Origin of the sequence: Rhizobium sp. BR 250 (genome assembly GCF_047445855.1) — a bacterium.
GTDB classification, from domain to species: Bacteria; Pseudomonadota; Alphaproteobacteria; order Rhizobiales; family Rhizobiaceae; genus Agrobacterium; species Agrobacterium tumefaciens_I.
In genome coordinates this window covers 48937-69782 of the sequence record NZ_JARWKW010000006.1, presented here as the reverse complement: position 1 = coordinate 69782, position 20846 = coordinate 48937, and the positions used below count along the sequence as shown (strand labels likewise).

The 20846-nt window shown below is 60.5% G+C and carries 19 protein-coding genes and 1 riboswitch; of the genes, 13 read left to right on the top strand and 6 right to left on the bottom strand.

The features are described from left to right. Window positions 1-2 precede the first annotated feature (2 nt). From QD336_RS11375 to argE, 5 genes are all read right to left on the bottom strand, one after another. On the bottom strand, window positions 3-1046 hold the full coding sequence (locus tag QD336_RS11375; protein WP_499170727.1) for a tartrate dehydrogenase: 1044 nt from the start codon (window positions 1044-1046) through the stop codon (window positions 3-5). A 13-nt stretch (window positions 1047-1059) separates the two neighbouring features. Beyond that, window positions 1060-2523, bottom strand: coding sequence for an aldehyde dehydrogenase family protein (locus tag QD336_RS11370; protein ID WP_269342738.1), 1464 nt, complete (start codon window positions 2521-2523; stop codon window positions 1060-1062). Between the two features lie 190 nt (window positions 2524-2713). Then, window positions 2714-3070 carry a cupin domain-containing protein gene (locus tag QD336_RS11365; protein ID WP_269342740.1) on the bottom strand — a complete coding sequence of 119 codons (357 nt, stop codon included), beginning with the start codon at window positions 3068-3070 and terminating at the stop codon, window positions 2714-2716. A gap of 26 nt (window positions 3071-3096) precedes the next feature. After that, complete coding sequence (locus QD336_RS11360; protein WP_499170726.1) at window positions 3097-4020, bottom strand: 2-hydroxyacid dehydrogenase; 924 nt, start codon at window positions 4018-4020, stop codon at window positions 3097-3099. A 22-nt stretch (window positions 4021-4042) separates the two neighbouring features. Next, window positions 4043-5167 carry an acetylornithine deacetylase gene (gene argE, locus QD336_RS11355; protein ID WP_499170725.1) on the bottom strand — a complete coding sequence of 375 codons (1125 nt, stop codon included), beginning with the start codon at window positions 5165-5167 and terminating at the stop codon, window positions 4043-4045. 201 nt (window positions 5168-5368) lie between these two features. Here argE and QD336_RS11350 point away from each other — a divergent pair, with 201 nt between their 5' ends. The 5 genes from QD336_RS11350 to QD336_RS11330 all read left to right on the top strand — a co-directional run bounded on the left by QD336_RS11350 (window position 5369) and on the right by QD336_RS11330 (window position 10019). Beyond that, window positions 5369-6247, top strand: a complete 879-nt coding sequence (locus tag QD336_RS11350) for a GNAT family N-acetyltransferase (RefSeq protein ID WP_499170723.1) — start codon at window positions 5369-5371, stop codon at window positions 6245-6247. 50 nt (window positions 6248-6297) lie between these two features. Next, a riboswitch (cobalamin riboswitch) is annotated at window positions 6298-6531 on the top strand. A gap of 158 nt (window positions 6532-6689) precedes the next feature. After that, complete coding sequence (locus QD336_RS11345) at window positions 6690-7721, top strand: ABC transporter substrate-binding protein (RefSeq protein ID WP_499170721.1); 1032 nt, start codon at window positions 6690-6692, stop codon at window positions 7719-7721. Continuing rightward, window positions 7718-8746 carry a FecCD family ABC transporter permease gene (locus tag QD336_RS11340; protein ID WP_499170719.1) on the top strand — a complete coding sequence of 343 codons (1029 nt, stop codon included), beginning with the start codon at window positions 7718-7720 and terminating at the stop codon, window positions 8744-8746. The genes QD336_RS11345 and QD336_RS11340 overlap by 4 nt, the downstream gene beginning before the upstream one ends. Continuing rightward, the gene (locus QD336_RS11335) at window positions 8743-9543 is read left to right on the top strand and encodes an ABC transporter ATP-binding protein (RefSeq protein ID WP_499170717.1); all 801 of its coding nucleotides are present in this window, start codon (window positions 8743-8745) and stop codon (window positions 9541-9543) included. The genes QD336_RS11340 and QD336_RS11335 overlap by 4 nt, the downstream gene beginning before the upstream one ends. Beyond that, window positions 9540-10019 (top strand): pseudoazurin, encoded by a 480-nt coding sequence (locus QD336_RS11330; RefSeq protein ID WP_499170715.1) that lies wholly within the window; start codon window positions 9540-9542, stop codon window positions 10017-10019. The genes QD336_RS11335 and QD336_RS11330 overlap by 4 nt, the downstream gene beginning before the upstream one ends. Window positions 10020-10123: 104 nt before the next feature. Here QD336_RS11330 and QD336_RS11325 read toward each other — a convergent pair whose 3' ends face one another. Next, window positions 10124-10954, bottom strand: a complete 831-nt coding sequence (locus QD336_RS11325) for a class I SAM-dependent methyltransferase (RefSeq protein ID WP_499170713.1) — start codon at window positions 10952-10954, stop codon at window positions 10124-10126. Between the two features lie 113 nt (window positions 10955-11067). Here QD336_RS11325 and QD336_RS11320 point away from each other — a divergent pair, with 113 nt between their 5' ends. The 8 genes from QD336_RS11320 to QD336_RS11285 all read left to right on the top strand — a co-directional run bounded on the left by QD336_RS11320 (window position 11068) and on the right by QD336_RS11285 (window position 20845). Further along, complete coding sequence (locus QD336_RS11320) at window positions 11068-12201, top strand: ABC transporter substrate-binding protein (protein ID WP_499170712.1); 1134 nt, start codon at window positions 11068-11070, stop codon at window positions 12199-12201. 96 nt (window positions 12202-12297) lie between these two features. Next, window positions 12298-13437: an ABC transporter substrate-binding protein gene (locus tag QD336_RS11315; RefSeq protein WP_499170711.1), complete on the top strand. Its 1140-nt coding sequence runs from the start codon at window positions 12298-12300 to the stop codon at window positions 13435-13437. Then, a complete protein-coding gene (locus QD336_RS11310) occupies window positions 13434-14501 on the top strand; it encodes a FecCD family ABC transporter permease (RefSeq protein ID WP_269342758.1) in 1068 nt (355 codons plus the stop codon). Before QD336_RS11315 ends, QD336_RS11310 begins: the two co-directional genes overlap by 4 nt. Next, the gene (locus QD336_RS11305) at window positions 14495-15247 is read left to right on the top strand and encodes an ABC transporter ATP-binding protein (RefSeq protein ID WP_499170709.1); all 753 of its coding nucleotides are present in this window, start codon (window positions 14495-14497) and stop codon (window positions 15245-15247) included. Before QD336_RS11310 ends, QD336_RS11305 begins: the two co-directional genes overlap by 7 nt. Window positions 15248-15464: 217 nt before the next feature. Next, entirely contained in the window at window positions 15465-15965 is a 501-nt protein-coding gene (locus QD336_RS11300; protein WP_499170708.1) for an RNA polymerase sigma factor, read from the top strand. A 111-nt stretch (window positions 15966-16076) separates the two neighbouring features. Continuing rightward, on the top strand, window positions 16077-17072 hold the full coding sequence (locus QD336_RS11295) for a FecR family protein (protein ID WP_499170707.1): 996 nt from the start codon (window positions 16077-16079) through the stop codon (window positions 17070-17072). 145 nt (window positions 17073-17217) lie between these two features. Next, window positions 17218-19986, top strand: a complete 2769-nt coding sequence (locus QD336_RS11290) for a TonB-dependent hemoglobin/transferrin/lactoferrin family receptor (protein WP_499170706.1) — start codon at window positions 17218-17220, stop codon at window positions 19984-19986. Between the two features lie 103 nt (window positions 19987-20089). Next, complete coding sequence (locus tag QD336_RS11285; protein WP_269342767.1) at window positions 20090-20845, top strand: hypothetical protein; 756 nt, start codon at window positions 20090-20092, stop codon at window positions 20843-20845. Window position 20846 lies beyond the last annotated feature (1 nt).

Below are 20846 nucleotides of genomic sequence, written 5' to 3'. Positions count from 1 at the left end.
AATCAGGCGAGTGCCGCAAGAACCGCGGCGGTGATGGTGTCCGTCTTGTCCTTGCCCGGCACCGTGCCGATGCCGCGACCGGTCGCCGTTTCCAGCGCCGTCATGATCTTTGCGGCTGCATCCTTTTCGCCGAGATGCTCGAGCATCATCGCGCCGGACCAGATGGCGGCGATGGGGTTGGCGATGCCGAGATGGGCGATGTCGGGGGCTGAACCATGAACCGGCTCGAACATCGAGGGGGCGGTGCGGTCGGGATTGATATTGGCGGAAGCGGCAAAACCAAGGCCCCCCTGAATGGCGGCGCCGAGATCGGTCAGAATGTCACCGAAGAGGTTGGAAGCGACGACGACATCAAGGCTTTCCGGCGCCATCACCATGCGTGCCGCCATGGCGTCGATGTGATAGCTCGAGACCTCGACGTCAGGATATTCCGCTGCGAGCTTGTGGGTCACCTCGTCCCAGAACACCATCGAATATTTCTGGGCATTGGACTTGGTGATGGAGGCGAGCTTGCCGCGACGCTTCTGCGCCTGTTCGAAGCCGAAACGCAAAATCCGTTCCACGCCCTTGCGGGTGAAGATCGAGGTTTCGACGGCCACCTCGTCCTCCGTGCCTTGATGCACGCGGCCGCCGGCGCCGGAATATTCGCCTTCCGTGTTTTCGCGAATGCACAGAATGTCGAAGCCATCGGCCTTCAAGGGGCCTTGCACGCCGGGCAGCAGCCGGTGCGGGCGGATATTGGCATATTGCACGAAAGCCTTGCGGATCGGCAGCAGCAGGCCATGCAGCGACACAGAGTCAGGCACTTCCGCCGGCCAGCCGACGGCGCCGAGCAGAATGGCGTCGAAGCCGCGCAGCGTTTCGATGCCGTCCTTCGGCATCATCGCTCCGGTTTCCTTGTAGAAGGCGCAGGACCAGAGGAATTCCGTTCCTTCAAGCGCAAAACCGGAGGTTTTGGCGACGGCGTTGAGAACCTGCCACGCGGCGTCCGTCACGCTTTGGCCGATGCCGTCCCCGGGAATGAGTGCGATGCGATGCGTTTTCAAGAGAATTCCCCTGTTACAGTCCGATGAGGACGCTTTTGCTCTTGCGGTTGGCGAGATAGGCCTCCCGACCAAGATCCTTGCCGATGCCGGAACGCTTGTAACCGCCGGTCGGCAGGATGTGATCGCGCGAACGCCCGTAACGATTAACCCAGATCGTTCCCGCCTGGATCGCGCGCGACAGGCGCAGGACGCGCGAGACGTCGCGGCTGAAAAGGCCCGCCGCCAGACCGTAGGTCGGATGATCGGAAAGCGCCAGAGCCTCTTCTTCCGTGCGGAACGTCTGCAGCGTCAGCACCGGTCCGAAGATTTCCTCGGTAACGGCGGGCGAGGTCTGGTCGACATTGGCGATCAGCGTCGGCTGGTAAAAATAGCCGGGACCATCCATGATTGCGCCGCCCGTCAGGCATTCACCGCCATGGGCGACGGCTGCCTGCACGATGCCGTCGATACGCTGGCGCTGAACTTCGGAGATGATCGGCGAATATTGGGTGGCCTCGTCCCAGGTCGGACCGGGCTTTACCGCCTTCATGCGGGCGATGATCGCAGCGGAAAGGGCGTCGGCCGCACTTTCCTCAACGATGATGCGCGAGCCGGCGACGCAGGCCTGTCCCGCATTGGAGAGAATATTGCCGGCGATCGCGGCGGCTGCCTTTTCGATATCGGCATCGGCAAACACCAGCTGCGGGCTTTTGCCACCCAGTTCCAGCGTCATGGGCTTGATGCCGGTGCGGGCGACATTCGCCATGATGGCGGCTCCGGCTGCTGTCGAGCCGGTGAAGCTGACCTTGGAAATCTCGGGATGGCCGGTGATGGCGTTGCCCGTCACTGGCCCGTCGCCCAGCACGATGTTGATGAGGCCGGCGGGCAGGCCGGCCTTGATGGCCAGTTCAGCCATGAAAATGCTGGAGAAAGGCGTCATTTCCGATGGTTTGAGCACCACGGCATTGCCGGCCGCGAGCGCCGGGCCGAGTTTCCAGCCGGCCATTGAGACGGGGAAATTCCACGGCGTAATCGCGCCGACCACGCCATAGGGCTCTGTCATGATCATGCCGAGGCTCGCATCGTCAGTCGGCACGAGATCGCCGCCTTCCTTGTCGGCGAATTCGGCGAAGAAGCGGATCTGTTCGGCGGTCACGGCGATGTCGCCGGCGATCAGCTGGCCCACCGGCCGCGTGGAGGACAGGGCCTCGATTTTCGCCAGCGTCTCAGCCTCTTGTTCAATCAGGTCGGCCCAGCGCTGCAGGACCTTCGTGCGTTCACGCGGACGCACACCACCCCAGTTGCTGCTTTTCAGCGCGGCCTTGGCGGTCTGGACCGCTTCATCGACCAGTGCGGCATCCGCCCTGGGGCAACCGGCATATTCGATGCCGTCCGACGGGCGGTGCATGTCGATACCATTTTGAGCCGGGATCAACCGGCCGCCGATGAAATGGCCGATCGGCAAAGACAGGCTGTCTGGATCGAAGCTGAGCGTCATGGGAAATCCCCTGTGGATATGCCTTAAGGCTAATCCCGGATGGCAAGCAGCATCGACCGACTGCGGCGGGGGCGGTGAACGAAAATCCTGTTTTGCCGCCGGCGGACAGCGCAATCTTCGGTGCGTGTGTCCGCCGGCATTTTTCCGGCACGAACCTTCACGGGTGATGCCGAAAATGCAGGATTTCAGTTCATCCGTTCACGGTGACGTAGATCTTGCGCACGGTCTCGATGGTCTTCCAAACACCAACGAAACCCGGCTTCATGACGAAGCTGTCACCCGCCGTGTAACGCAGCGGTGCGCCGCCTTCCGGCGTGATTTCGATGACGCCTTCGAGAATATGGCAGAATTCGAAGGTCTCGCCCTTGATCGAGCGGCTTTCGCCGGGGGTCGCTTCCCAGATGCCGGTGTGAACGGTGCCGTTGCGGGCTTCGTCCAGCGCCCAGGTCTTGAAGGCCGGGTCGCCGGAGATGAGGCGCTCGGGCAGGGCCTTGGAGGCCTTCGGTTCGAAGGCGGGATTGGTATCGATGGTCTTGAGAAGCGGCATGGGTGTCCTTTCCTGGAACGGGTGGGTTAATATCCGCGGTTGCGATCGACGAGGCCGAGCGGCTCGAGACCGGACTGGTATCGTTTGATGTTCTCGACAACGGTGCGCGCTGCCGAATGCGGCTGGGTGACGCTGGCGATATGCGGCGTCAGGAGAATTTTCGGATGTGTCCAGAAACGATGGTCTTCCGGCAGCGGTTCGGGCTCGGTAACGTCGATCACCGCGCCGGAAAGCCTGCCGCGATCCAGCACATCGATGAGGGCATCGTGATCGAGTTGCCGACCGCGACCGGCATGGACCAGCCCCGCGCCCTCGGGAAGCATTGCGAGACGCTCGCCATTCAAAAGACCCGTGGTCTCCTCCGTCAGCGGCAGCAGGCAGACGAGAATGTCGCTCGTCGCGAGGATCGTCGCCAATCCGGCTTCGCCATGATGGCAGGTCACGCCGTCGATCTCGCGCGGTGAGCGGCTCCAGCCGGACAGCGGAAAACCGAAGGGTTTCAGCCGTTCCAGCGCCGCAACGCCCAGCATGCCGAGGCCGAGAACGCCCACCCGGCATTCTTCCGCCTGACGCTGCGGCAGGGCCTTCCACAGGCCTTCACGCTGCTGGCCGAGATAGGCGGGCAAATTGCGGTGAAGCGCCAGCACGCCGAGGCTGACATATTCCTGCATCATGCGGATGATGCCCTCATCCACCATGCGCACGACCTTCACATGGGAGGGTATTGCGTCGATATGAAACTGGTCGACACCGGCGCCGATCGAGAACAGGATTTCGAGATTGCGATAGCGGCCTATATCCTCGGGCACCGTCCAGCTGATGAGGTATCGAACCGCATCCAGATCGACGCTTGCGGCATCCATCGAAAAGGGCAGTTCCGGCAGGTCGCGGGCCAGAGCCTGCCGGAAAATTTCGCCGCGCCTGGCGTCGGAATTGAAGAAAAACGTCATCTGAAATCCATGTTCCGAAGGTTCAAACCGTGCAGCGGTTTGCCAGTGCTTCCAGCATTGACTGGCAGGCCGCCAGCTCACCGGCGGTGACATATTCATCCGGCTTGTGGGCGCGGCCGATATCACCCGGACCGCAGATGATGGCGTCGATGCCCGCCGCCTGGAAAAGCCCGGCCTCCGTACCGTAACTGACGGCGGGAATGCAGGGTGCGCCGGTCAATTCTTCCAGAAGCTTTACGAGCGGCGCATCGGCGGCGAGGGACAATGCCGGATAGTCGCTCATCGGCGCCCATTCGATATCGATGCCCTTGGCGGCAAGCGCCTGCACGCCATCGCGCACCGGCTGAAGCAGTGCGATCGGCGACACACCGGCAATCGCGCGGGCTTCCAGTTCGATGGCGCAATGATCGGGGATGATGTTGAGCGCCTGTCCGCCCCTCACCGTGCCGATCTGCAGGGAAGAGTAGGGAGGCTCGAAAGTCGTTTCGAAGGGGCCATGTGTCAGTGCCTGCGCTGTTGCGACCGCCTTTGCCATGATGTCAGCCATCAGATGAATGGCGTTGACGCCCTGATCGGGTCGCGACGAATGGCCGGAGCGGCCGCGAATGGTGATGCGCGCGGCGGCCTTGCCCTTGTGGGCGCGCACGGCGCGCAGATTGCTCGGTTCGCCGATGATCGCGCCCGCCGGTTTTGCGCATAGTTCCGGCAATCGGGCGATCATGTGCGGCGCGCCGCGGCAACCCGCCTCCTCGTCATAGGAAAAGGCGATATGCACGGGTCGCTTCAGTGCCAGGCGCGAAAATGTCGGTGCTGCGGCGAGAACAGTGGCGAGAAAACCCTTCATGTCGGTGGTTCCGCGTCCGTAAACACGCTCGCCTTCGGCTCTCAGCGTGAAGGGATCGGAGGACCATTCCGGCTCACCAGCAGGCACCACATCCATATGGCCGGAGAGGATGTATCCGGCGACATCCGTCGGGCCGAAGCTCGCGAAGAGATTGGCGCGGTCGCCTTCAGGGCCGGCAAGCAGCGATACTTTCGCGCCGTGATTTTCAAGATAGTCGGCGATCCATCCGGCGATATCGCCATTGGCGGTTCCGACGACCGATGGGAAGCCGACAAGACGCTCCAGAATTTCGATTGCGTTCATGGCTGCCCCCGTCGTTTCAACGTCGAAAGCTTAAAGTGGTGAGCGGCGTTTATCTGCTGAAATGCGGGTGATTTCGGTAGATTGTTGTGTCCTTCCAGTGCTTTCGGAAAATTCCTGCTGGCAAGCCTGGTTATCTTCGGATGTCGTGGCTGGGCTGCCGGGATCAAGGTTCCGCGCCGGAGGAAATGAGAGCCGTTTGCTATGGAGCTGCTCAAAGTCGATAGTTTCGAGTTGCGAACCGTGGATATCGCCGATGTAGAGGCCGATCATCTGCACGCGCTTTCCATGGCGGTGGGGTGGCGATATCACGCGAACGAATGGTGTTTTCTGCGGCAGTGCGGCGTCGGCCTCGCCGCGCTCGATGAGATCGATCGCGTCGTCGCAACCGCGATGCTGTTTCCCTATGATGAGGGTTTCGCGACACTCGGCATGGTCATCGTTTCCCCGCGCCTGCAAGGACAGGGCGTGGCGCCATGGCTGGTGCGGCGGCTTGTGACGAAATTCCCCGCCGTATCGCTCCGGCTCAATGCCACGGACGAGTCGAGGCGGTTATTTGCCGGGCTGGGTTTCACCGGAGAAACGGAAAAAGTGCATCTGTTTCGGGGAAAGGCGCAATGCCCGGCGGAGATGTCGCCCATTGGCAGAAAACAGAAAATTGAGCCGCTATCCGAAGAACACCTTGCCGATGTGGCTGACCTGGACCGGGTGGCTTTCGGCGTTTTGCGCAGCAGTGTCCTGTCGCGCCTTCTCATGGAAAAGACGGGTTATGGCCTGTTTGAGGCTGGCCGGCTTGTCGCCTTTGCGCTGCGCCGGGCGGCGGGGCGAGGCCACATCATCGGTCCGGTCGTTGCCGTGGAGGAAATGGATGCGATTGCGCTCGTCAGGCGGCATTTTGTCGATCTGGAAGAACAGCTTGTCCGTCTCGATGCCGTGCGCGACAGCGGTTCCTTCGCTGATTTTCTCGCGCAATCCGGCTTGGTGGCGATCGAAACGCTGACGACCATGACGAAAGACGAACCGCAGCCCATGGGCTCCGGCACGGCGAGAATTTTTGCGCTGGCCGGTCCTTCCCTGTTCTGACTTTGTGCTGAGCTGCGACACGATCGCAATTGACGCCCCGCCTCTTGCCCCTTATGTGAGAAAGCGACGGTTCCTGCAGCCGAAAGGCGAAGGGATTAATAGGGAACATGGTGCGGGCGATTTTTTCGTTCAATGCCGTGGCTGCCCCCGCAACTGTAAGCGGATTGTCGTTCATCCCCGTGACGCTTGAAGGCGTCATGCCACTGTATTCTCCGGAATACGGGAAGGCAGGTGAGTGACGCAAATCCGTGAGCCAGGAGACCTGCCGTCAAAATATAAACCATCGTTACGGGCGGGGAAGCCCGGAAGAGGAGATTGTAATGTTATTTCATAACATTTCGTTTGCGTCCTATTACCGTTCTCCGTACAAGACGTCCCGCTGTTGCTGCGCGTTCTGACGCCTGCTGCTCTGGAATAAGTTTTACTTTCGACTGGAGAACACATGTTTCATTCTAGACGCCTGCCGGTCCATGCCGGCTTTCTGGCCGCCGTGCTTTCGGCTTTGCCTGTTGTCAGCGCCAATGCTGCCGAAACCACCTATCCCCTGACGATCAACAGCTGCGGCCAGGAGATCACCTTCAAGCAGGCTCCCGCCCGCACCGTATCCGTCGGCCAGAGCACGACCGAGGTTCTTTACCTGCTCGGTGTTGCTGACAAGGTAGTGGGCACGGCATTGTGGATCGGCCCGGTTCTGAAGGGTTATGAGGAGGCCAATGCCAAGGTCGAACGGCTGGCCGATAATGATCCGAGCTTCGAGGCGGTTGTCGGCAAGAAGCCGGACCTCGTCACGACGCAGTTCCAGTGGCAGATCGGCCCGGAAGGTGTTGTCGGTACGCCGGCGCAATTCGCCGAACTCGGCATTCCCGTCTATACCTCGCCTGCCGATTGCGTCGGCAAGGACAATTCCGGCGGTGGTGATGGCGTGCGCAACACGGGCTTCACCATGGAGCTGATCTATCAGGAAATCCGCGACCTTGCCAAAATCTTCAACGTGCAGGATCGCGGAGAAGACGTCGTTGCCGACCTGAAAAAGCGCGAGGAAGCCGCCCGCGCCAAGATCGCCTCCGCGAATGGCAAGCTTTCCGCCGTCTTCTGGTTCTCCAGCGCCGAACTGGATATCGACCCCTATGTCGCCGGCCGCAACGGCGCTCCCGGTTACATCATGTCCGCGCTCGGCCTGAAGAATATCATCGAAAGCGATGAGGAATGGCCGACCGTTGGCTGGGAAACCATCGCCAAGGCCAATCCGACCGTGATCGTGGCCGGCAAGATGGACCGCCGCCGCTTCCCGGCCGACGATATTGCCGTCAAGCGCAAGTTCCTGGAAACCGATCCCGTGGCCAGCATCATGCCCGCCGTCAAGGAAAGCCATGTGTTCGACATGGATGCGCAGGCGATGAACCCGACCATTCGCACTATCGAAGGTATCGAAACGCTGGCCGAGGCTATTTCGGCCGCTGGCCTCGCCAAGTGAACCGTTTCTCTACCCATCTTGGCAGGGCGGGGCTGGCATTTGCCGCGCTTGCCCTGCTGCTTGTCGCGCTGATGGCCGGAGCGGCCATCGGCGAGACTGCCATTCCTTTCGATGTCGTGGCGAAAACCATCGCCAACCGCGTCTTCCACGCGGGTTATCCGCTTGAACCGCTGGATGAGGGCATCGTCTGGAGTTACCGCCTCAGCCGCGCCGTTGTTGCCGCCTGTTGCGGGGCGTCGCTGGCGCTTGCCGGGGCGGTGTTGCAATCGCTTTTGCGCAACCCGCTTGCCGATCCCTATATTCTCGGCATCTCTGCCGGGGCCTCCACCGGTGCCGTCGCCGTGGCGCTTCTGGGTTTCGGCGCGGGGTTTTTGACGATGCCGGCCGGCGCGCTCATCGGCGCTTTTGTGGCTTTTTCGCTGGTCAGCCTTCTGGCCGTGCGGGCGGGGCATGGCAATAGCGCCATCATTCTGGCTGGGGTTGCCGGTTCGCAGCTGTTCAACGCCATGACCTCCTTCATCGTTACCAAATCCGCCAATGCTGAACAGGCGCGCGGCATCATGTTCTGGCTGCTCGGCAATCTTTCCGGCGTGCGCTGGCCGGATGTCTGGCTGGCCTTGCCGGTCAGCCTTGCGGGCCTTGCGGTTTGTCTCTGGTATGCCCGGGCGCTGGATGCCTTCGCCTTCGGCGGTCAGGCGGCAGCCTCGCTCGGCATTCCGGTGCGCTGGGTCTATGCGGTGCTGATCTCCGTTTCCGCAATCATGACGGCCGCGATGGTGTCGCTGGTCGGTTCCATCGGTTTTGTCGGGCTCGTCATTCCGCATGCCGCGCGCATCTTCGTTGGTGTCCGTCATGGCATATTGCTGCCGGTGACGGCGCTGACAGGTGCAGTTTTCATGATTATCGCCGATGTTCTCTCGCGCATCGTCATTCCGGGCCAGGTGCTGCCGATCGGCGTCATCACCGCGCTGGTCGGCGCGCCCGCCTTCGCCTTCATCCTGGGGCAGAAAAGGGGGCGGTCATGAAATTATCCGCCCACGGCCTGCATTTCCATGCCGGCAATATCGATATCGTCCGCGGCGTTTCGCTCGATGTCGGTTCCGGGGAGTTTCTCGGCATCATCGGCCCGAACGGTTCCGGCAAGAGCACGCTTCTGTCCATGCTGGCCGGCATCCGCAAACCGCGCCGGGGACACGTTACGCTTGGCGAGGAGCCGCTTGGCTCATTAGGACGGCGCGAACTCGCGCGCCGGCTGGCCTTCGTGGAGCAGCAGGCCGAAACCACCGAGCGCATCACCGCGCGGCAGGCGGTGGAACTTGGGCGCACGCCCTATCTCGGCCCGCTTTCCGCATGGTCGCAGAATGACAGCGCCATCGTTGATGCAGCACTTGCCAATGTGGATATGGCCGACAAGGCGGAACGCAGCTGGCACCACCTTTCCGGTGGCGAACGGCAGCGCCTGCATATTGCCCGAGCCCTGGCGCAGGAGCCGCATATCCTGCTGCTGGACGAACCGACCAATCACCTCGACATCGGCCACCAGATCGGCTTGCTCGACCTGGTGCGCCGGCAGGGGCTGACGGTCGTGGCGGCGCTGCATGATCTCAATCATGCCGCCATGTTCTGCGACCGCGTCGCCATCATGCATCGGGGTGAGATGATCGCGGTCGGGCCACCGCGGGAGGTCCTGACGGCCGCAACGATCGCGGACGTCTTCGGGGTGAAATGTGCGGTCACCATGGATGAGGGCGGTTTTTCCCATATTCGTTTTCTGCCGGCCCATGGGCGGGCTGATCCAGCAAGGAAAGTACTGGCACGATGATGACATTCACGACGCTCGTAGACGCCGCTGTAAAGGCCAGAGGGTTTTGCGCCGCTGCCGCAATTGCCGTGGTGGCCACAGGGTTTCCCCTTCATGCTTCGGCCGAGACCTTCGAGGTGAAGATGCTGAACCGGGGTGAAAAAGGCCCGATGGTATTCGAGCCAGATTTCCTGGAAATCGCCCCCGGCGACCGCGTGCGCTTCGTTCCCACCCACAAGAGCCATAATGCCGCGACCATTGACGGCATGGTTCCCGAAGGTGTCGAAGGGTTCAAAAGCCGGATCAATGACGAGTTCGAGACCGGGTTCGAAAAGCCCGGCTTTTACGGCATCAAATGCTCTCCGCATTACGGCATGGGCATGGTCATGCTGATCAAGGTGGGCGAGGCGACCCTGCCGCAGAGCTACAAGGAAATCGACGTGCCAGGTCGTGCCAAGACCCGGCTTGATGATCTTTTCGAGCAGGCGGGAAAATGAGGTCGCGCCGAGCTCTTATCCGTCAGCCGGACTAGATCCGGCATCCAGTCACGGCGCGTCTGCGCCGTGAAGAGACAAGGACTTGATCGTGCTGGACCCCGGATCTAGTCCGGGGTGACGGAGTTGTCGCCGGGCTTCACCGCGCAGACCGCGTAACGGTGCTGCAGACCGCGCAGGATGCCCTTCAGCAGGCTGAAATTTTTCGCCTGGGCGCGGTGAATGGCCTGAAGCTCCTGATCGATCGAGACAGGCTCGAAACCGGCCGCACGCAACATCGTCGCGACATCGCCGGCCCTCGCACCCTTCGAAAAATAGACTCGAGAGAGAATGCTGTTGAAGGTGTTTTCCGGGTCCGCCGGCTTGTGCGGCTGGTCCGGTTTGACGAGGCCGATGTTCTCCAGGCCGGCGGCCAGTTTCTTCACCAGTCTTTCGCGCCAGCCGGTATTCACAAAATCGCCGTCGACGATCAGCAGTTGCCCGCCGGGTTTCAGAACACGGAACCATTCGGCAAAGCTTGCCTGCGGGTCCACCAGCGTCCAGACCAGATGGCGGGTGATGATGACGTCGGCGCTTTCGTCCGGCTCCATCGTATTTTCGGCATCACCGACAAAAAAGCGGATGTTGCGCCCACGGCTTTTCGCCTTCTCTCGGGCAAGCCCCAGCATCGTCTCGGACCAGTCCATGCCCGTGACCTGAAAGCCGAGATCGTCCATCAGGTGCGAGATGACGCCGGTGCCGCTGGCGAGGTCGAGCGCCTTGCGGCCCTCGCCGCGGCCCAGATGTTTCAGGATAAGCGCGTGCCAGGCCGCGCGCTCGTCCTCGGAGAAAATTTCATGCCCGGGTGAAAGGTCGAAAGTCGCGGCGCGGCCGGACCAATAGGCCTTTATTTCGTCTCTCAGGCTGTCGTTTTTGCCATATTGGATAGTGTCGATCATCGGTCTTCAGCTCATGTACCGGTCAGTTAAGAATGGCTCTAAAACATAAATGTTGACTAGTACAGTCAGAAAATAATACAGCCGCGCCAGTCAACACTGGAGAGCAATATCCGATGCGCATCTCAGCCAAATCCGCGGCACTTGCCCTTGGCCTTCTCGTATCCGCCGCATGGCCGGCATTGGCCGAAAAGGTCACCGTCAAGGATGTGACCGGCCGCGATGTCGAAGTCAATGTGCCGGTTTCGCATGTGATCCTCGGCGAAGGCCGGCAGATCTATTTCCTGGCGGCGCTCGACAAGGAAAACCCTTTCCAGCACGTTGTTGGCTGGCGCGATGACCTGGCGAAAGCCGACCCGGAAACCTATGCGGCCTATCTCGCCAAATATCCCGAGATCGCCAAGCTGCCGACCTTCGGCGGCATGAAGGACGGCACCTTCGACATCGAGCAGGCGGTTGCACTGAAGCCCGATGTGATCCTGATGAACATCGACGCCAAGACGGCGACCGAAGAAGCGGGCTATATCGAAAAGCTCGCCAAGGTCGGCATTCCGCTCGTTTACGTCGACTTCCGCGAAAAGCCGATGGAAAATACCGAGCCGAGCATGCGCGTCATGGGCAAGCTGACGGGCAAGGAAAAGATCGCCGAGGACTTCATCAAGTTCCGCGCCGACTCCATCGCCAAGGTCACCGATACGCTTGAAAAGGCCAATCCGAAGAAGCCTGTCGTGTTCATGGAACGTGCCGGCGGTTACTCCGATGATTGCTGCATGTCCTTCGGTGACGAGAATTTCGGCAAGATGGTCGAGCTCGCCGGTGGCATCAACATGGCCAAGGGCATCATTCCCGGCACCTTCGGCACCGTCAACCCGGAACAGATCATCGCTTCCAACCCGGAACAGATCATCATCACCGGCGGTAACTGGAACGGTTATGTTCCCGGCGGCAACTGGGTTGGCGTTGGTTATGGCGCAGATCTGAAGGAAGCCCATCGCAAGCTGGAGAACCTCACCAAGCGCCCGGCTTTCACCGGCGTGCAGGCGGTCAAGGACGGCAATGTCCACGCCATCTGGCACCAGTTCTACAACAACCCCTATCAGTTCGTGGCCATTCAGGAAATCGCCAAGTGGCTGCATCCGGACCTCTTCAAGGACCTCGATCCCGAGGCGACCTTCAAGGAGCTGCACGCCCGCTTCCTGCCGCTCGACTACAAGCCCGGCTACTTCGTTTCGCTGAAGGACGCCAAGTAATACAGGGACGGTGAAGGGGAGCGCCGTCCGACCGATGGATGAAGCCGCAGCCCTGCGGCTTCATCGTTTTGTTTAGGAACTCAGTGAGGATTTCTCATGCGGCTCAACGCTCTCAGGCATCTTGCGGTGCTGGCCTTCTCCCTTCTCGCCACCGCGGCGCATGCCGGGGAGATTACCGATGTCACCGGGCGCAAGGTGGAACTGGACCTGCCGGCCAAACGCGTCATCGTGGGTGAAGCCCGCCAGGTGCATGTCATCGCGGCGCTGAAGGGCGACAAGACCTTCGATACCATCGTCGGCTGGCGTGACGATCTCCTCAAGAAGGATCCGGACAGCTACGCCGCCTATGTCGAGCGTTTTCCTGAGATCGAAAAACTGCCGCGTTTCGGTTATGTGCCGCAGGGCGATTTCAGCCTGGAAACGGCCATCACCCTGTCGCCTGATGTGATCACCCTCAATCTTGAAGCGGAAAAGTCCGCGAAGGAAAGCGGTTTCGAAGACAAGGCCGCAGCCGCCGGCATCAAGGTCATCTATCTCGATTTTCGCATCGATCCCGAGAAGAACAGCGAAGCTTCCGTCGAAATCCTCGGCAAACTCTTCGGCGCGGAAGAGCGCGCCAAGGAATTCATCGCCTATCGCCGCGCTGAAATCGCCCGCGTGACCGACCGCCTTGCCGGGGTCAAGGATCTGAAGCGTCCGAATGTCTTCATCGAGCGCGCGCCCGGCATTTCCGGTGAGAATAATTGCTGCCGCACCTTCGGTCCGGTCAATTTCGGTGCGATGGTCGATCTCGCCGGCGGCCACAACATCGCTGACGGCATCATCAAGACGACCTTCGGTGATCTCAATCCCGAGCAGCTGGTGATTGCCGATCCCGACCACGTCATCGTCACCGGCTCCAACTGGGCGGCGGAATCCGATATCAACCAGTTCGTTCCCGTCGGGCGCGGCGCCGATATGGCGCTTTCGCGTGAGAGACTGGCCAATCTGATGAAGCGCACGCCGTTTCCGGAACTGAAGGCCGTCAAGCAGGGCAATGTCCATGCCGTCTGGCACCAGTTCTATGGCGCGCCTTACGAGTTCTTCCCGATCCAGCAATTTGCCAAGTGGTTCCATCCCGATCTCTTCGCCGATCTCGATCCGGAAAAGAATTTTGAGGAATTCCACCGGAAATTCCTCCCCGTCACCTACAAGCCGGGCTATTTCGCCTCGCTCGAAAAAGGTTTGAACCAATGACTTCGCTGAATGAAAGCGCCGATGGCGTCAGCGGGCGCGATCAATATCGCGCCCTTGCCGCGCGCAGGATCCTCATCCTCGTCGGGCTTTTCCTCGCCCTGTGTTTCAGCATGGCCGCAGACATGGCACTCGGCCCGGCGCGATATACGCTCTCCGAAGTCCTTGCGACCATTGCCGATCCGGCGGCCGTCGGAAACCAGCTTCGGGTGGTGATCTGGGATATCCGCATGCCGATCGCGCTGATGGCGGTCACTGTTGGCGCTTCGCTTTCGGTCGCGGGCGCGCAGATGCAGACCATCCTGTCCAACCCGCTTGCCAGCCCCTTCACGCTCGGCATTTCGGCCGCAGCAAGCTTCGGCGCGGCGCTGGCGCTTGTCGGCGGCGTGGCGATCTTTCCGGGCGCCGTGCATTACATGGTGCCGATCAATGCCTTCATCATGGCCATGGTTGCGGCCCTCTTCATCCATTTCGCCTCCACCATGCGCGGTGTGACGGTGGAAACCATCGTGCTGCTCGGCATCGCGCTGGTTTTCACCTTCAATGCGGCGCTGTCGCTGCTCGAATATCTGGCTTCCGAACAGGCGCTCGCCGCCGTCGTTTTCTGGACCATGGGCAGCCTGACCAAGGCGACCTGGGACAAAGTCTATATCACCGCCGCCATCCTCCTCGTCACCGTGCCGATGTTCATGCGCAACGCCTGGGCGTTGACGGCGCTCCGGCTTGGCGATGACAAGGCGGCCAGCATGGGCATCAATGTGCGCCGGCTGCGGTTGACGACCATGCTGACGGTCAGCCTTCTCGCCGCTATTCCGGTTTCTTTCGTCGGCACCATCGGCTTTGTCGGGCTGGTTGGGCCGCATATCGCCCGCATGGTGGTGGGTGAGGATCAGCGGTTCTTCCTGCCGGGCTCGGTCATCTGCGGCGCGCTGCTTCTGTCGGCAACCTCGGTCATCAGCAAGATCCTCATTCCCGGCGCGATCCTGCCGATTGGGGTCATCACAGCGCTTGTTGGCGTACCCTTCTTCTTCGCGCTTATTTTCGGCAACAGGAGACGCGCATGGTAATGCTCGCACTGAAGGATGTCGGCGCAGCCTATGGCCGCACCACGGTCCTTTCCAAGGTCGGCATCGATACGCTGGAAAGCGGCAGCGTCACGGCCGTGATCGGCCCCAACGCCGCCGGCAAGTCCACGCTGTTCAAGCGCATCGCCAGCCTCATTTCCGGCCCCGGCCTTGTCGAACTGTCCGACACGGCCCGCGGCAACCGCGCCATCTGCTACATGCCGCAGGATACCGGCGCCAATGCCGTGCTGACGGTTTACGAATCCGTGCTTCTTTCCGCCAAGCAGGGTGGTGGCTGGCGGGTTCATGACGATGAGCTGTTCGAGATCGACGCCATTCTCAAGGCGCTGAAAATCCACGATCTCGCCTTTCGCGGTCTCGGCGAATTGTCGGGCGGCCAGCGGCAGCTCGTGTCGCTGGCGCAGGCGCTCGCCCGCAAGCCGGAAGTGCTGCTGATGGACGAGCCGACCTCGGCGCTCGATCTTCACCGGCAGATCGAGGTTTTGGGGTTCGTCTCCGATCTCGCGCAGAAAACCGGCATGATCGTGCTGATCGCCTTGCACGACCTCAATCACGCGCTGCGTTACTGCGCGAACACGATGGTGATCGCGCGCGGCGAAATGGTGGTGAGCGGCAACACCGAGGCGGTGATTACGCCTGCCATGCTGCGGGATATCTATCGCATCGATGCACGCATCGAACCCTGCTCGCAGGGTCGGCCGATGGTCATCGTCGACGGGGCTATCTGACTGATTGAGACCCGGCGGCATCCGTTGCCGGGTTCGCTTGCCAAAGCCCTATATCCGTTACGCACGGGCGCTGTTCGCACGGATTCTTGATGATAATAGTCATGAAATATCTGTTCGGTCCCAGGTTTGGATGCTAGAGCTTTGAACGGTAAAACTGCGCGGTCATTCGGCGGTCCGGCAGGTTTCGTCGATCCTTAAAATTTCTCTCGGTTGAGACATGGGCATACGGGAAGATGACAAGCGTTATAACGCTTACGTCACGCATAGGGTCGACCTGATCAAATACGCCACGCTCATTTTAGGGTCGAGGGCGGATGCGGAGGACGTGGTTCAGGAAGCGTTTCTGAAATTTGTGCCCGAAGCCTCCGGCACTCCCACCAATCTCAAATCCTATCTCTTCCGTATCGTTCGCAACCTTGCACTCGATAATCGCCGGCGCAGCCGGCAGGACCTCAGGGAACGGCCGGACGATACCCCCTTCTGGGGCATGCCGCAGGACAATGGCACACCGGAGGAACATGCCCTCTTCTGCGATGAAGTCCGGCAGATGCAGACTATTTTGGCCGGCCTGCCGGTTCAGGCGCGGGTGGCATTGGAAATGCACAGATTCGGTGGTTACAATATGGAGGAAATCGCGCGTCATCTCGGCGTCTCGGTGGCCAGCGCCCACCGCCTCATCAAAGGCAGCATTGTCGCGATTACCAGAGAAATGAAGTAAAATTGCCTTATTGTCCTGCCTTGTGAAAAAAATCCCGTCGTCAAACGTCTTTATAGCAATTGAGCAAGACGACGCTTCCCGTCTGCCCCGCAAAGGAACTGGCCCGGTTCAATGACTGTTGATCCCGATAAGAAAATTGAATTGCCGACCGGGAAGGCGGAGGAGGCGGCCGACTGGCTGCTCAGGCTGCAGAAGGGCGCAACGGAGCCGCGTCTGAAGGCGGAATTCGAACGGTGGCTGGCGGCTTCGCTGGGAAACCGTCTCGCCTGGGAGCGGACGTGCAAGGTCTGGCGGAACCTCGGCCTGGTCGAGCCGGAATTCAAGAACCTCTGGGAAGACGCTCCGCATCTGCCGGGCGAGGCCGCGACAAAGCCATCGCGGCGGCGTTGGTCCGTGCGGCATTATGCCGGCGTGGCTGTGGCGGCGGCTTCCCTCTGTCTTGCGGTGCTGTTCGTTCCCGCATTTTTCGTGCGTTTTGAAGCGGATTATCAGACCAACACCGCCGAAGCCCGCACCATCACCCTCGAAGACGGAAGCAGGGTGGAGCTTGCCGCGGCAAGCGCACTTTCCACGAATTTCAAGGATGGCCGCCGCACCGTGAAGGTGCTGAAGGGCGAAGCCTTTTTCGACGTCGTGCCGGACAAGACGCGTCCCTTTGTCGTGGAGGCCAAGAACGTGACCGTTCAGGTGCTGGGCACGGCTTTCGATGTCGACCTGACGGATGGCGTGACGCAGGTTGCGCTGGCGCACGGTTCCGTGGAGGCTTCCTTCCGCAATGCGCCGCCAACGCGGCTTGTGCCGGGCGAAATGCTGATCGTCGACGCTTCGGGCGCAATTCGCAAAGAGAATGTATCCGTCGAGGATATTGGCGGCTGGCGCAAGGGCGAACTCTATGTGGTCGACGCGACGATAGGTTCGGTCGTTGAGCAGATCCAGCGTTACCATCCGGCATGGCTGACCATGGCCGACAAGCGGCTTGCCGAGCAGCGCGTGACGGGATTTTACAATCTGCGCGATCCGGACCGCGCGCTGGAAGCCCTGGTGGAACCCTACAGGGGCAAGGTGCACGCGATCGGCGGCACCGCCCGCATCATCACCCGTTTCTGAAGCTGAAGCAAAAAATTATATTTATTTTCAGTTATTTATAAAATTTCTTCCGAAAGCCTGAAAAAAATCTCCGAGGCAATCGTCTTTTTGTTGAGTAATCCGGTCAAGATATATCCGGAGCGAAAGACAGGAAGACAAGAACATTATGCGCCTCCAGATATGCAAGACCGGTTCAGGGGAAAAAGCGATAAGGCGGGTCCGCGGGGCGGCGCTGCTGGCAACGACGGCGATCGCCGTTTCTTGCGTGACGCCTGTTTTTGCCCAGACCGGTGCTGTTGCGGCAAATTCCGAGCGCCGGGGTGGTGAACAGGGGGCAGCGCGTCCGTTCAATATTCCGGCACAATTGCTGGCGTCCGTCGTGGGGGCTTTCGGACGGCAATCCGGTCTACAGGTCACGCTCGCAACGCCATCGGCAGGCAATGTGCGTACCAATGCCGTCACCGGCAGTTTTACGGTCCGGGACGCCCTGTCACGCCTCCTGGCCGGCACGAGTGTCAATTTCCGTATTGCCGGAAATGGCAGAAGCGTCATCATCGGTACGGGAGAATCCACCGTCGATCTTTCCGGGGCGGCGGGTACGACGGTTCTTGAAACCATTACCCTGACCGGTAAAACCGGGCGTAATTCCCTTACCGGTTCCGGTTATCAGGGGACACCCGACTGGGTGTATGAAACACCCGCAAGCGTCAGCGTGGTCGGCCGTGAGGCGATCCAGTCGGCCGGCGTGCGCAATACGCGTGATGTTTTCAACCGGGTCTCCGGCGTCTATGCCGGCGAGGGCAATGGCAGCTTTCCCACCGTTTCGCCCAATGTGCGCGGCTTGCAGGAAAGCGGGCGCGTGGTCGTCTCCATCGATGGCGCACGGCAGAATGCACAGCGCGGTGCGGCTTTCGGCGGCGCCACGAGCTACACCGCCAGCGCCGGTCAGGGTTATGTCGACGTCGCCTTCATCCGTGCCGTCGAGATCGAGAAAATAACCAGTGCGCGGTCGGGGAATGCGGGTTCTTTGGGCGGGAAGGTGGAATTCCGCACCGTCAGCGCCGACGATCTGATCGCTGACGGTGAAAACAAGGGTGGCGAGGTCAACGTTTCCCGCGGCACCAATGGGTATGATTTTCAGGGCTCGGTTCTGGGCGCCGTTCGTTCGCCGGAAGGCCCTCTCTCCTTCGTCGCCGGTTACAGCCGCACGATCATGGATGAATACAAGATCGGAACAAAAGGCGAGGCCAGAAGCACCGCGCTGACGATGAAGGATCTGCTCGGCCGGGATGGCTGGTCGACTTTTTTCAAGGGCGAAGGTGACTTCGGCGATGTGCAGGCCTCGCTGTCATGGATGCATCAGGAGAATGATTTCGTTCAGGGTGCTTCCACGGTGATCGACCGCGAAAGCGTGCGAAACGACAGCGTCGTCGCAAAGCTCGATTGGGATCCCGAAAGCGAACTCATCGACTTCAAGTCGTCGCTGTGGCTGAACGACAATATGACGCATGAGTTGCGTGCGGAACGTGCGAGATACGCGGCCGAAACCAATCTCGACATGGGTCTTCGCAGCTTTGGCGGCAGTCTGGAAAATACCAGCCGCTTCGACACTGCGGCGGGCGCGCTCAGCCTGAATTATGGAGCTGAAGCCTTCCGCGATATTGCCACTTCTGTCGCAAAAAGTGCCAAAATCGCGGAGAATCCCACATTTGCCAGCAGTTACACGGCTTTCAGCCCCGCTGGGCGGCGCGATGTCGCCAGCCTGTTTTTAAACGGTGAACTGGAGCCGGCCGACTGGATTACGCTGAGTGGCGGCGTACGCTACGACTGGTCGCGACTGAAGGGATCGACGACCTATTATAATATTCGAAGCTATCAGATCCAAACTTCGATCCCCTGCAATCCGGTCCGAGCCAATTATACGCCTCTCGACTATTACAACCAGATATTCCGCCCCGCCAATCCGCGCTGGTCGTACGCCCTTTTCCTCGCGCGCGCCTGGTCCAATATCTCGGCAGGCTGCATGCCTGGAACCGGCGTTGACAATCCGCCGATACCGGTCACTGAATATCCTTCTTACGATGTCGATATCGATCGCACCTACAGCGCCTGGCTGCCCTCCGCCACCATCGAACTGAAACCCGTCGACTGGTTCCGTCCTTATGTGAGCTATTCCCAGAGCCTGCGTCCGCCGACAATTCTCGAGGCGTTTTTCGCCGGTGCGCGGCCGGGGGATAGCCCCGGCTATGAATATGCTCCGAACCAGGCCCTGCGCGCCGAAAAGGCGACGACCTACGAGATCGGCGCGAATATGAGCTTCGACGGCGTGCTGCTGGATGACGATTCCATCCGCATCAAAATGGCTGCCTTTCGCCGCGAGGTGAAGGATTATATCGCGCTCGGTTACCTCGTCACGGATCAGGTTCTGGATCGCACCTATACCAGCTTCGTCAATCTGGACGGCACGACCTATATGCGCGGGCTCGAATTCGAGGGCAATTATGATGCGCGCAGTTTCTGGATCGGTGGATCGGCAACGGTGATGAAGACCGAATGGCCGGAAAAAACGCAGGTTTTTTCCAATGCAACGACGACGACAACGGGCGAAATCGTCGCCTGGCCGGGGGATGTCGCGCCCAAGGTGAAGCTGACGCTCGATGGCGGCATGCGCTTCTTCGATGAAAAATTCTCTCTCGGTGCACGGCTCAACCACGTCACGCCCACACAGTCGCGTGTGCTGGATACGGAAGGCAATCTGCGTGAGGTGACCGATCCCTATACGACGGTCGATCTCTATGGGTCCTACGCCTTCAACGACAAGGCGACGCTTCGCTTCGCCGTCAACAACCTGACGGACCGCAAATATATCCCGGCAGCCAGCGCCTACACCGCGCCGGGCCGCACCTTTATCGCGACGATGAACGTGAAGTTCTGAGAAGCGGAAGAATTCTCCAGGCTGGGTTGCAGCCCGTCCCGGAGATGAAACGCCTTCGCTACAGGACGAAGGTACCTCTATTGGCCAGCAAAGGAGTACACCTATGGCTACCACAATTCAACTGACGCAGTCTTCCTCCGACCTGATCGGTTACCTCAACGGTTGGACGAGCGGTTTCGGTTCGACCTATGGTGCGTTCTACGACGCTCAGACCAGCTCTCTCGCCACCACCACCATCGATCCGAACACGACCTATGAGGCATGGGGCGATGGCAGCTCCGGCGGCAAGGGCATCGTCATGAGCGGCGCCCTGCAGTACTCCCAGGGCAACCTGACGGGTTCGGTCGACAGCATCGTTCTCGGTACCGGCTACAGCCAGTCCACCAGCGGCATCGCGGTCAGCCAGCAGGAACTGCTGATCGATCCCGATGGCGCCTATTCGCTGGCCGGCGCGCGCGATCTTCTCGATCTCGCCGTTTACCAGCTCGCCCGCTTCGGCTCGCTGGCCGGTTTCTATGACTACTTCGCGGCCACCGGCACGGTCATCGAGGATACGGCTGCCTCCAATACCCTGACCGGCTTTGCCGGCGCGGATACGTTCGTATTCTCCGGCGGCAACGACATTGTGACGGCTGGTCCGACCGGAACATACGGTTATCAGGACGGTACGGATACGCTTGATGTCTCTGCCTGGGGCGCAACATCGGTGGACGATTTGTTGTGGTATAATGATAGCGGAAATGCCGTTATCCTTTCGGCCACAGACACGTCCGTCTCCATCACGCTGAATGGCGTCGATGCAAATGTGCTCGACGCATCGGACTTTATTTTCGCCAGCGCAACGGCGCTTGCCGCGTAAA